The sequence below is a fragment of the Streptomyces rhizoryzae genome, from assembly GCF_023155275.1.
GTDB classification, from domain to species: domain Bacteria; phylum Actinomycetota; class Actinomycetes; order Streptomycetales; family Streptomycetaceae; genus Streptomyces; species Streptomyces rhizoryzae.
Genome location: NZ_JALMUV010000066.1, coordinates 18,288 through 29,534, shown reverse-complemented (window position 1 = coordinate 29,534; position 11,247 = coordinate 18,288). Strand labels below are relative to the sequence as shown.

The 11,247-nt window shown below is 73.9% G+C and carries 10 protein-coding genes and 1 pseudogene; 8 read left to right on the top strand and 3 right to left on the bottom strand.

What is annotated here, in order from left to right:
* Positions 1 to 434, bottom strand: a pseudogene (locus MUU72_RS32840) (hypothetical protein); the annotation flags it as partial.
* Positions 435 to 714: 280 nt separating this feature from the next.
* On the opposite strand from MUU72_RS32840, the gene MUU72_RS32835 reads away from it, so the two are divergent.
* Positions 715 to 1,002 carry a hypothetical protein gene (locus MUU72_RS32835; protein WP_248017105.1) on the top strand — a complete coding sequence of 96 codons (288 nt, stop codon included), beginning with the start codon at positions 715 to 717 and terminating at the stop codon, positions 1,000 to 1,002.
* 79 nt (positions 1,003 to 1,081) lie between these two features.
* Here the strand turns inward: MUU72_RS32835 and MUU72_RS32830 are convergent, their stop codons facing one another.
* Positions 1,082 to 1,552 (bottom strand): hypothetical protein, encoded by a 471-nt coding sequence (locus tag MUU72_RS32830; protein WP_248017104.1) that lies wholly within the window; start codon positions 1,550 to 1,552, stop codon positions 1,082 to 1,084.
* A gap of 154 nt (positions 1,553 to 1,706) precedes the next feature.
* Positions 1,707 to 2,297, bottom strand: a complete 591-nt coding sequence (locus MUU72_RS32825; protein ID WP_248017103.1) for a TetR/AcrR family transcriptional regulator — start codon at positions 2,295 to 2,297, stop codon at positions 1,707 to 1,709.
* 143 nt (positions 2,298 to 2,440) lie between these two features.
* Here MUU72_RS32825 and MUU72_RS32820 point away from each other — a divergent pair, with 143 nt between their 5' ends.
* From MUU72_RS32820 to MUU72_RS32790, 7 genes are all read left to right on the top strand, one after another.
* Complete coding sequence (locus tag MUU72_RS32820; RefSeq protein ID WP_248017102.1) at positions 2,441 to 3,631, top strand: cytochrome P450; 1,191 nt, start codon at positions 2,441 to 2,443, stop codon at positions 3,629 to 3,631.
* Positions 3,628 to 3,855: a ferredoxin gene (locus MUU72_RS32815; protein ID WP_372503289.1), complete on the top strand. Its 228-nt coding sequence runs from the start codon at positions 3,628 to 3,630 to the stop codon at positions 3,853 to 3,855. The genes MUU72_RS32820 and MUU72_RS32815 overlap by 4 nt, the downstream gene beginning before the upstream one ends.
* Before the next feature lie 278 nt (positions 3,856 to 4,133).
* Complete coding sequence (locus MUU72_RS32810) at positions 4,134 to 5,183, top strand: 2,5-dihydroxypyridine 5,6-dioxygenase NicX family protein (protein WP_248017100.1); 1,050 nt, start codon at positions 4,134 to 4,136, stop codon at positions 5,181 to 5,183.
* 64 nt (positions 5,184 to 5,247) lie between these two features.
* Positions 5,248 to 6,516 (top strand): FAD-dependent monooxygenase, encoded by a 1,269-nt coding sequence (locus tag MUU72_RS32805; protein ID WP_248017099.1) that lies wholly within the window; start codon positions 5,248 to 5,250, stop codon positions 6,514 to 6,516.
* A gap of 28 nt (positions 6,517 to 6,544) precedes the next feature.
* Positions 6,545 to 7,969, top strand: a complete 1,425-nt coding sequence (locus MUU72_RS32800; protein WP_248017098.1) for an MFS transporter — start codon at positions 6,545 to 6,547, stop codon at positions 7,967 to 7,969.
* Positions 7,966 to 8,853 (top strand): FAD binding domain-containing protein, encoded by an 888-nt coding sequence (locus MUU72_RS32795; RefSeq protein ID WP_248017097.1) that lies wholly within the window; start codon positions 7,966 to 7,968, stop codon positions 8,851 to 8,853. The genes MUU72_RS32800 and MUU72_RS32795 overlap by 4 nt, the downstream gene beginning before the upstream one ends.
* Positions 8,850 to 11,240 (top strand): xanthine dehydrogenase family protein molybdopterin-binding subunit, encoded by a 2,391-nt coding sequence (locus tag MUU72_RS32790; protein ID WP_248017096.1) that lies wholly within the window; start codon positions 8,850 to 8,852, stop codon positions 11,238 to 11,240. The genes MUU72_RS32795 and MUU72_RS32790 overlap by 4 nt, the downstream gene beginning before the upstream one ends.
* Positions 11,241 to 11,247 lie beyond the last annotated feature (7 nt).

The following is an 11,247-nucleotide window of genomic DNA, read 5'->3' as shown; positions in this document are numbered from 1 at the left end:
GGGTCGGGGGCGGCGGCCGGGGGGCCGGCGGCCGGAGCGGCGGCGGGCCAGGATCCGCCCGCCGCGCCGGCGGTCGCCGCTCCGGTGCCGGCCGGGGCGGGCCGGGGCGGTTGCGGCTGTGGCTGCTCCGGGGGCTGGGAGCGGAGCGCGGCGCGGCGTTCCCGGGCGGACTCCTCCAGGAGGTTCTTGGCCACCGCGCGGGCGTCGTCCTTGCCGACCGTGCGGCGGGCCAGGCGGACCTCGCGGGCATCGAGGCCGAGCAGGTCGGCGACCACCTCGTCGCTGCCCACGGTCACCGCGAAGGCGGCCAGGGTCCGCGAGCGGCGGGCCTCGGCCTCGTCGAGGAGTCCTTGGGTCCGGCGGACCTCGTCATCGCTGATGCAAAACGCCTGTGCGAGTACCGCGTGGCGCTCCCACAACTCCCTCGGTTCCATGTTTGCGACAACGCTTTTTAGTCGAAGTTGGTCCGGTTCTCACGGAGAGATCACTGTAAGAGGTGATATTGCCCGCATCGCGCCCAGCGCTTTGGGATGTTATGAGAGGAAGCGCGGGGGGCCGACCGGGGGTGTGGGCAGTGACCAATCGCCGGGGCGAATCGTTTCTACGGCCATGAGTGCTCCCTCATCCGTCACGGTCGCCGGCCACGGCCGGACCGCTTTCGTTCCCCGCCCTCCGGCTGAGCTGTCCACTCCCCCCGGCCCGGGGGCGGCCCCCGTGCCGCGGATCAACGCCGAGGTCATCCGGCAGACGCCCCTGTACGCGGGGCTGGTGAAGATCTGGACGGAGCGCTCGGCGACGGTGCCCGGGGTCGCCGATCCGGAGTGGCAGCGGCTGGTGTCCTACCGGGCGCTGATGGAGGAGACGGAGAACGCGCTGACCGCACTGCGGCCGCACCGCGCCCCGGATGTGCTGCCGCCGCGGCGCCCGGTCCCGGTGCCCGGCCCGTACGCGGCGGAACTGGCGCCGGTGCACGGCGGGTTGCGGCCGGCGACGCACCGCTGACGGCATGGCGGGGCCCGCCATGCCGGTGGGCCCGGGTGCGGCACCCGGGCCCACGCGAGGTGGCGAGGCGGCCGGCCGGTCAGAGGAGGCCGAGGAAGTCCAGGCCCAGCAGGCCGCTGCGGCCCAGGCCGACGGCGCGGTCCTCGTGGCCGCGGCGGCGGGACTCGTCGCGGCGCCCGTTGTCGTCCCGGCGGCCGAACTCGTCGCCGCCGCGCCCGAACTCGTCGTCGTCGCGGCGGCCGAAGTCGTCGTCGTCGCGGCGGTGCTCGCCGAGCCGGCCCAAGCGGTCGTCGTGCAGGGCGGGCCCGTGGTTGCCGCGGTGGCCGTGCCGGCCCTCGTGCCCGTGCCCGTGCCGGCCGTCGCGGTGGGTGTCCCGGCCGTGGTGGCGGCCGTCGTGGTGGCGGCCCTCGTGGTGGCACCGGCTGTGCGGGTGGCACACCGTGGTCCGGGAGTCGCTGGGGGCCGCGGTCGCGGTGCCCGCGGCCGGCACCGCCAGGGCGGCCGCGGCGAGGCCGGCCACCGCGAGCCCGCGAGGAATCGAACGAAGCATTGTTCCACCTTTACTCGGCTGGGCAGAAAAGGAACATTCTCTGCAAACGCGACGATAAGGCGGTTATTCGGCCGCTTCCGGAGACCCGCCGGAGGGTCACCGGAACGCAGCACGGGTCAAGGCGCATTCCGGCCACGGCAGGCCCCGTTCGCGGTCATGACCCCTGGGGCATGTCCTCCAGCAACGCGCCCAGCGCGCCCACCACCAGTCGGCAGATGGTGTCCGGATCGGCCCCGGCCAGCGGTTCCTTGCCCACCACCACCCGCATCAGGCCGATGCCCAGCAGCCAGGCGAGCGCCAAGTCCCCGCGCAGCGCGCCGTCGTCGGCCCGGGAGAGGGTGGCGAGCACCTCGGCGTACTCGTCGCCAAGTCCCCGCAGGGCTTCGGCGATTTCATCGCTGCCGCCGATGGAGCGCAGGCAGACCTCCAGCGACCGGTCGGTGCCGGGTCCGCCGCCCTCGGCGAGCATGCCGCGCAGCGCGACCTCGAACAGCCGCTCCGCCGGGGTGGTGCGCAGCTGTTCGTGGCCGCCGCGCGCCATCACCTCGCCGAACAGGGCTTTCTTCGTTCCGAAGTACCGGAACAGCAGTGCTTGGTTGACCCCGGCCCGGGCCGCGATGTCGCGTACCGTCGCGCGCTCGTAGCCCCGTTCGGCGAAGAGTTCCGAGGCGGCGTCGAGCAACAGCCGCCGGGTGCCCTGCGCGTCCCGGCGGTGCTCGGTCGCCGCCTTGATCGCCTCCGGCATCGCCAGTTTCCTTTCGTCGGTGGTCCGTCGGGCCGCCAGGCGGCCGCCGTACCAGGTCAGAACGTTGACCGCAAACCATCGTTGACCTGCCCCCGCGGGCGTCCTACGGTATGTAAGCAGGTGCTTACACAAGGGAGGTCACCGTGACCACAGCCGGCACAGCACCCCTTTCCTACCCCTTCAACATCCCTGAGAGCCTTGATCTTTCGGCGGAGTACGAGCGGGCCCGCAGCCGCCCGGGGCTGCTGAAGGTCCAGCTTGCCTACGGCGAACCGGCCTGGCTCGTCACGCGCTACGCCGAGGCCCGGTTCGTCCTCGGCGACCAGCGGTTCAGCCGGGCGCTGGCCGATGAGCACGACGAGCCCCGGCAGTCCGAGGGGCGCCGCAGCGGCGGCATCCTGAGCATGGACCCGCCCGACCACACCCGGCTGCGCACGCTGGTGGCGAAGGCGTTCACGGTCCGCCAGGTGGAGAAGCTCCGGCCGCAGGTCAAGGAGCTGACCCGGGAGCTGCTGGACGAGCTGGAGGCGGCCGGGCCGCCGGTGGACCTGGTCGACCGGTACGCGCTGCCGATCCCGGTGGCGGTCATCTGCCGGCTGCTGGGGGTGCCGGAGGAGGACCGGCCGAAGTTCCGGGTGTGGAGCGATGCCGCGCTGTCGACCAGCTCGCTGACCGCCGAGGAGTTCGAGACCAACCGTGCGGAACTCCGCGCCTACATGGCCCGGTTGATCGAGCAGCACCGCAAGGAGCCGCAGGACGACCTGATGACCGCGCTGATCGACGCGCGGGACGTCGACGACCGGCTGTCGGAGCTGGAACTGATCGACCTGTGCGTGGGCATCCTGGTCGCCGGCCACGAGACCACCGCCACCCAGATCCCCAACTTCGTCCTGGCGCTGCTGGACCACCCCGACCAGCTCGACCTCTTGCGCGGCGACCTCTCGCTGATCAACGGCGCGGTGGAGGAGCTGCTGCGGTTCGTCCCGCTGGGCAGCGGTGCGGGCCAGCCGCGGTACGCCACGGAAGACATCGATGTCGGCGGGACGCTGGTGCGGGCCGGGGAGCCGGTCCTGGTCGCGGTGGGCGCGGCCAACCGCGATGCGCTGCGGTTCGACGCGCCGGGGAAGCTGGACATCCGGCGGACCGGGAACCAGCACCTCGGTTTCGGCCACGGTGTCCACCACTGCCTGGGCGCGCAGCTGGCGCGGCTGGAGCTACAGGAGGCGATCTCGGCGCTGATCACGCGGTTCCCGGGGCTGCGGGTGGCCGGGGACGTGGAGTGGAAGACGCAGATGCTGGTGCGGGGCCCGCGGGTCCTGCCGGTGGGGTGGTGAGCGCGGTGGCGTGGACGGTGGACATCGACCCGGCGCTGTGCATCGCCTCGGGCTCCTGCCCGGGGGTGGCGCCGGACCTGTTCGTGCTGGACGGGCCGCACGCCCGGCCGGTGCGCGAGGAGATCGCGGAGGACGAGCGGGCGCTGGACGCGGCGGAGGTCTGCCCGGCGATGGCGATCACGGTACGGGACGCGTCCGGGCAGGTCATCGCGCCCCGGCCGTAGGGGTTCGGGGGCACGTGGCGGGGCGCGGCCGGGGCCGCGCCCCGCTTCGCGTGCGCCGGTGCGCTGACGGCGCCTCAGGGATCCGGGGCGCCGACTCGTGCGCGCCTCTTGCCAAGCCGAGATAGTACGTGTTCGGATTATCTCTGCCGGGATGCCCAGCACCATCGCATCGCCGCAGATCAGAGCATGTCCGCCCGGGTGAGCGGCGCGCCGCGCCGCACCACTTCCGTACGCGCCGACGACCAACCAGCCCCCGACTCGTTCCCCGGAGGGTCCTTGTGTTCGCTCTCTCGTCCGTCGATCTGCTCGACGCCTTCACCCGTGAGCTACGGCTGTGCAAACTGCGCAGCGGGGAGCACGTGGTGGTGCTCGCCGAGCCGGACAGCCGCGGCGACTACGTCGCGGCCGCGTTCGGCGCGGCCAAGGCGTGCGGCGCCCACGTCATCGCGGCGACCGTGCCCGGCGGCACGCCCGCGCCGATGCCCAGCACCCACACCGGCGCCGGCCCCGGGCTGACGTCGGTCCTCAACGACACCGCCGCCCAGGACCTGCTGAAGTCGGCTGACCTGGTGGTCGACCTGACCCGCGAGGGCTTCATCCACGCGCCGGTCCAGCAGGAGATCCTGCGGGCCGGCACCCGGATCCTCTTCGTCTGCGACGCGCCCGAGGTGCTGATCCGCAACCTGCCCGGGGAGGAGGACAAGGCGGCGGTGCTGGCCGGTGTCGAACTGCTCAGGCGCTCGTCGGTGATGCGGGTGCGGTCCGCGGCCGGAACCGACCTGACCGTCCAACTCGCCGGTTCGCAGCCGGAGTTCCAGTGCGGGTTCGCCGACGATCCGGGGCGGTGGGACCACTGGCCGAGCACCATGGTGCTGTGCTGGCCGGAGCTCTCCGACGGGCAGATCGTGCTGGCTCCGGGCGACATCCTGCTGCCGTTCAAGGAGTACGTCCGGGAGCCGGTGACCCTCCAGATCGCCGGCGGGCACATCGAGAAGGTCACCGGCGGCGCCGACGCCGCCTTGCTCACCACCTTCTTCGAGGACTCCGGCGACATCTGGGCGCGCAGCCTGTCGCACCTGGGCTGGGGGATGATGCGGACCGCCGACTGGTTCGCCACCGCGATGTACGGCAAGGAGGAGCTGATGGGCATGGACGCCCGGGCGTTCGCCGGCAACTTCCTGTGGTCGACCGGCCCGCACCCGGTGCTGGGCCGCGAGTCGTACGCCCACCTCGACATCGCGATGCGCGGCTGCTCGGTGGCGGTGGACGGGACGGAGGTGGTGGTGGACGGCCGGCTCACCGGCGATCCGCGGCCGGACGGCCGCTGACGCCCACCGCCGCCCGCGGTCCCGTCCCGTTCCGGCCCCTGCGAGGAACCTCCTGGAGGAAAGAGTGGCGCCCAGTCAGTCCTACGAAGTCACCATCGTCGGCGGCGGTCTCGGCGGTCTGACCGCCGCGCTGGCCCTGCGCCACCGGGGCCTGCGGGTCACCGTCCTGGAGCAGGCGCCGCGGCTGGGCGAGGTCGGCGCCGGTATCCAGACCGCGCCCAACGCCAGCCGGATCCTGCTCGGGCTGGGCCTGCGCGGGCAGTTGGAGGCGATCCGTACCGAACCGCTCGACCAGGTGCGGCGGCGCTGGCAGGACGGCAGCGTGGTCGCGCTCACCCCGCTCGGCCAGTTCTGCAAGGACCGCTTCAACGCCCCGTACTGGCACTACCACCGGGCCGACCTGCACCGCGTGATCATGGATGCCTGCCTCGATCCGGCCGGTCCCGGGCCGGTCGTGGCGGTGCACACCGCGAGCCGGGTCGCCGGGCTGGACCGGACCCGGCCCGAGCGGCCGGTGGCGGTGACCGACGACGGGCGGCGGTTCGCCGGCGACGTGCTGATCGGCGCCGATGGCGTCCGCTCCCGGGTGCGGGAGCTGATGGGCGCGCCCGACACCCTGCTGTTCTCCGGTGAGATGGCCTACCGGGCGCTGATCCCGGGCGAGTTGATCGCCGCCGATCCGGCCACCCGCTGGCTGGTGGACCGTTTCCAGAGCACCATCTGGTACGGGCCGGGGCGGCACCTCGTGCACTACATGATCCGCGGCGGGGAGTTCCTCAACGTGGTGGCCTGCGTCCCCTGCACCGAGGAGGTCGCACGGAAGTGGACGGTGCCGGCCACCGCGCAGGACCTCGTGGACGCGTTCCCCGGCTGGGACGACCGGGTGCCGGCGATGCTGTCCAAGGCCAAGGAGAGCGTCAGCTGCTTCGCCCTCTACCACCGGCGGCGCGACCCGGTGTGGGCGGACGGGCACGTGGCGCTGCTCGGCGACGCCTGCCACGCCATGCTGCCCTACCAGGCCCAGGGCGCCTCCCAGGCGATGGAGGACGCCGCGGTACTGGCCGAGGAGCTGGGTGCCGTCCCCGCCGCGGACGCCCCGGCCGCGCTGCACCGCTATGTCGCCCGGCGGGCCCGGCACGCCGGGATGGTGCAGGACGCCTCCCTGCGGAACAAGACCTTCTACCACTATCCGGACGGTCCCGAGCAGCGGGACCGGGACGACCGGCTGCGCCGCTTCGAGGGCGAGTCGGACCTGTCCTACGACTGGCTGTGGCGCGGCACGCCGCTCAACGACCCCGACGAGATCGCGTTCTCCTACCCGTTCGCCCGTTAGTCCCGCCCTCGACTCCCGCGGAGCGCAGATGAAAACCGGCGATCAGATCGTCCAGGAACTCCCCTGGAAATGGGGGGTACAGGGCCGGATCTTCCTCATCGGTGGCCTCGGCTACCTCTTCGACGCGTACGACATCGCCCTGAACGGCTTCCTGATGCCGCTGCTGGGCGAGCACTTCCACCTCGCGCCGGCCGACCGCGGCCTGGTCGCCACCGCCAATCTGGTGGGGATGGCCGTGGGGGCGGTGGCCTGGGGCGCGGTGGCCGACCGGATCGGCCGGAAGCGGGCGTTCAGCGTGACGCTGCTGATCTTCGCGGTGTGCTCGGTGCTGGGCGCCTGCGCGCCGGCGTACCCGGTGTTCCTGGCGCTGCGGTTCGCGGCCGGGATCGGGCTCGGCGGGTGCATTCCGGTCGATTACGCGCTGGTCGGCGAGTTCGCGCCGCGCCGCTACCGGGGCCGGGTGCTGACCGCGCTGGACGCCTGGTGGCCGGTGGGGGTGACACTGTGCGGGCTGGTCTCCACGGCGCTGCTGCCGGTGCCGCAGAACTGGCGGTGGATGCTGGCGGTGATGAGCGCCCCGGCGCTGCTGCTGTTCTGGGTGCGCCGGGGCGTCCCGGAGTCGCCCGTGCACCTGGCCGCCAAGGGCCGGGAGGCGGAGGCGCGGGCGGTCATCGACGCGCTGGTGGCCCGTACCGGCGCGGTGCCGGAGCCGTACGCGATCCCGGCGCCGGGGCCGGCGGACGGGGCGCGCGGGGCGCGGGCGGTGGCCGAACAGCTGCGGCGGCTGTGGGAGTTCAGCCCGCGGATCACCTCGGCGGCCTGGCTGCTGTCGGCCACCGTGCTGCTGGTCTACTACGCGGCGCTGAGCTGGCTGCCGTCGATCCTGAAGGACCAGGGGGTGGCCGGGCCGGCGGCGTTCCTGAGCACCACGGTCATGAGCGGCGTGGGCATCGCGGGGGTGCTGGTGTCCACCGCGCTGGTGGACCTGATCGGCCGCAAGTGGCTGATCGGGCTGTCGGCGCCGGCCGCGTCGCTGGCGCTGGTGGTGTTCGCGCTGGTGATGCGGGTGCCGGCGGCGTCGGTGGCGGCCCTCGCGGTCTTCGGTTTCCTGATGCAGCTGGCGATCCCGGCGCTGTACGCCTACCTCGCCGAGCTGTATCCGACGCGGTTGCGGGCCAGTGGCTTCGGGTGGGCCTCGTCGGTCAGCCGGGTGGTCACCGGTTTCGCGCCGCTGCTGTTCGGCTCGGTGCTGTGGCCGCTGCTGGGGCTGCCGCTGACCTTCGCGGTGCTGGGCGCGGCGGTGCTGGCCGCGGTCGGCTGGACGGTGGTGGCGGCCCCCGAGACGAAGGGGCGGGCGCTGGACGACGGGCCCGCCCCCGGCACTCCCCCGCCCGCTCCGGCCGCGCCCCCCTCCCCCGGTCTGACCACCCCCACCGGAACAGGAACCTCATGAAGCCCGCGCCCTTCCGCTACCACCGCGCCCGCGACGTCCACGGCACCACCCGACTGCTGGCCGAACTGGGCGAGGACGCCAAGGTCATCGCCGGCGGCCAGAGCCTGGTGGCGATGATGAACTTCCGGCTCGCCCGGCCCGCGCACCTGGTCGACATCGCCCCGCTGCGGGAGCTCGACCGGCTCGGTACCGGCCCCGGCGGCGCGCTGCGCATCGGCGCGCTGACCACCCACCACACCGTCGAGACCGCGCCGGACGCGGTGCTGGGCGCGGGTTTCGCGGTGCTGCGCCGGGCGATGGGCTGGATCGGCCATCTGCCGATCCGCACCCGCGGCACGGTCGGCGGCAGCCTCGCGCACGCCGACGCGACCGCCGAGTGGTGCCTGCTCGCGGTCACCCTGGGCGCCGAGCTGGTGGCCACCGGGCCCGACGGGGAGCGCCGCATCCCGGCCGGGGAGTTCTTCCTCGGCCCGTACACCAGCGTCCTCGGGCCCGCCGAACTCCTCACCGAGGTGGTCTTCCCGCGGCCCGCGCCGCACGCCGCGCTCACCGAATTCGCCGAACGGAAAGGGGACTTCGCGATCGTGTCGGCGGTGGTGGACCTCGACATCGAGGCGGGCGGGGTGCGCGGCGGCCGGGTGGGGCTCGGCGGGGTGGCGCCGGTGCCGGTCCGGGTCCCGGAGGCGGAGGCGGTGCTGGCCGCCGGCGGCTCGTTCGCCGCGTGCGCGGCCGCGGCCGCGGCGGCCGCCGACCCGCCCGGCGACGCCAACGGCAGCGCCGCCTACCGCCGGGCGCTCGTCCGCTCCCTGGTCGAACGGGCGTGTACGGAGGCCGCGGCGGGTACGGCAGCGGGGAACGCGACGCGGAAGGCGGTGTCCCGGTGAGGCGGGCGGAGCAGGGCGCACAGGACGGCGGGAAGCTGGTCGGGCGGTCGGTGCCGCGCCGGGAGGACCCCCGGCTGCTGACCGGGCGCGGCCGGTTCGTGGACGACGTGGCGCTGCCGGGCATGCTGCACGCGCAGTTCGTCCGCAGCACCGTGGCGCACGGGGAGCTGACCGGGGTCGATCTGAGCGCGGTGCGCGCGGTGCCGGGGGTGGTCGCCGCGTTCACCGCCGACGACCTGGGGATGGCGGACATCACGGCCCTGCTGGACCGCCCGCGCACCGAGTTCGTCCCGACCGCGATGCCGGTGCTGGCCCGCGACCGGGTGCGGTTCGTCGGCGAGCCGGTGGCGATCGTGGTGGCCCGCACCGCGTACGCCGCCGAGGACGGGGTCGAGGCGGCCCGGGTCGGGTACACCGTCCGGCCGCCGGTGACCGGCGAGGACGCGGCACTGGCCGACGGCGCGCCGCTGGTCCACGACGAGGCCGTCCGCAACACCCTGGTCGACGTCGAACTCTTCGCCACCGACGGCATCGACGGGATCTTCGCCGCCGCCGACCACGTCGTGCGGGTCGAGTCCCGCACCGGGCGGCAGAACGCCCTTCCACTGGAGACCCGGGGCGCGGTGGCCGCCTGGGACGACCGGGAGGAGCAGCTGGTCCTCCACACCTGCACCCAGATCCCGCACCAGGTCAGGACGGTCGCCGCGCGCTGCCTGGGCCTGGCCGAGCGGGCGGTGCGGGTGGTGGTGCCCGATATGGGCGGCGGCTTCGGGCTGAAGTGCGTGGTGGGGCGGGAGGAGATCGCCGCGGCGGCGGCCGCCCTCCGGCTGCGCCGCCCGGTGAAGTGGATCGAGGACCGCAAGGACGCGCTGACGGCGTCCTTCCTGGCCCGCGAGCAGCACTACACCGCCCGGGCCGCCTTCGACGCCGACGGCCGGATCCTGGCGCTGGACGCGGACGTGGTGTGCGACATGGGCGCGTACTCCTGCTATCCGTTCACCGCGGGCATCGAACCGCTGATGGCGGCCGCGGAGATGCCGAGCGTCTACACGGTGCCGGCCTACCGGGTGCGCGGCCGGGCCGTCACCACGAACAAGGCGCCCTCCGCGCCCTACCGGGGCGTGAGCCGCCCGCAGTACGTCATGGTGGTGGAGCGGCTCTTCGAACGGGCCGCGCGGGAGCTGGACCTGGACCCGGTGGAGATCCGCCGCCGCAACCTGATCACCGACTTCCCGTACACCGGCGTCAACGGCCTCACCTACGACCCCGGCTCGTACCGGGAGTCCCTCGACCTGTGCGAGCGGACGCTGCGCGCCGAGGGCTGGTACGAGCGGCAGCGCACGGCCCGCGCCGAGGGGCGCCACCTGGGTATCGGCTACGCCTGCTTCAGCGAGCGCACCGGCTACGGCACGGCCGCCTTCGCGCAGCGGAAGATGGCGGTGGTCCCCGGATTCGACCTCTCCGAGGTGCGGATGGACCCCGGCGGCACGGTCACCGTCACCACCGGGACGATGAGCCACGGGCAGAGCCACGAGACCACGATGGCGCAGATCGTCGCCGACCGGCTCGGCCTGGACCTGGCGCGGGTGAAGCTGCACCAGGGGGACACCGACCGGATCGCGTACGGCTGGGGGACCTTCGCCAGCCGGTCGATCGCGGTCGGCGGCAGCGCCGTGCGGCTGGCGGCCGGGCGGCTCGGCGACAAGCTGCGCGCCCTGGCCGCGGCCCGCTGGGACGTCCCGGTCGAGGAGACCGCCCTCGGCCGCGGCGCGGTCGTCCGCCGCGGCGACCCGGCGACCGCGATCGGCTACCCGGAACTCGCCGAACTCGCCTACCTGCGCGCCGATCTGCTCCCCAAGGGCACCGAACCGGGGCTCACCGCGACGGCCGGTTTCGACGTCTTCACCGACGGCACCTTCTCCAACGCCACCCACGGCGCCGTCGTGGAACTCCACGGGGACACCGGCCGGGTGGAGATCCTGCGCTACGTCTGCGTCGAGGACTGCGGCGTGGCGATCAACCCGCAGGTGGTGGAGGGCCAGTGCCGGGGCGGGATCGCCCAGGGCATCGCGGGGGCACTCTTCGAGCAGGTGACCTACGACGCGCTGGGCGAGCCGTCGGCGACCAGCTTCATGGACTACAAGGTCCCCACCGCGCACGAGATCCCCGACGTGGCCATCCACCATCTGGAGACCCCCTGCGCACTCACCGAGACCGGCGCCAAGGGGGCGGGCGAGGGCGGCACGATCGGCGCCCCCGCGGCGGTCCTCAACGCCGTCAACGACGCCCTGCGCCCGACCGGTGCCGAACTGGACTCCACCCCCGTCACCCCCGAGACGGTGCACCGCGCCCTGCACCCCCGGCACTACGAGGAGAGCACCCGATGACCACCCC

Bases quoted from the DNA above. Each gene is read 5' to 3' on its own strand.
- MUU72_RS32830 (WP_248017104.1), bottom strand. From the start codon at position 1,552: ATGCTTCGTTCGATTCCTCGCGGGCTCGCGGTGGCCGGCCTCGCCGCG.
- MUU72_RS32825 (WP_248017103.1), bottom strand. From the start codon at position 2,297: ATGCCGGAGGCGATCAAGGCGGCGACCGAGCACCGCCGGGACGCGCAG.
- MUU72_RS32800 (WP_248017098.1), top strand. From the start codon at position 6,545: ATGAAAACCGGCGATCAGATCGTCCAGGAACTCCCCTGGAAATGGGGG.
- MUU72_RS32795 (WP_248017097.1), top strand. From the start codon at position 7,966: ATGAAGCCCGCGCCCTTCCGCTACCACCGCGCCCGCGACGTCCACGGC.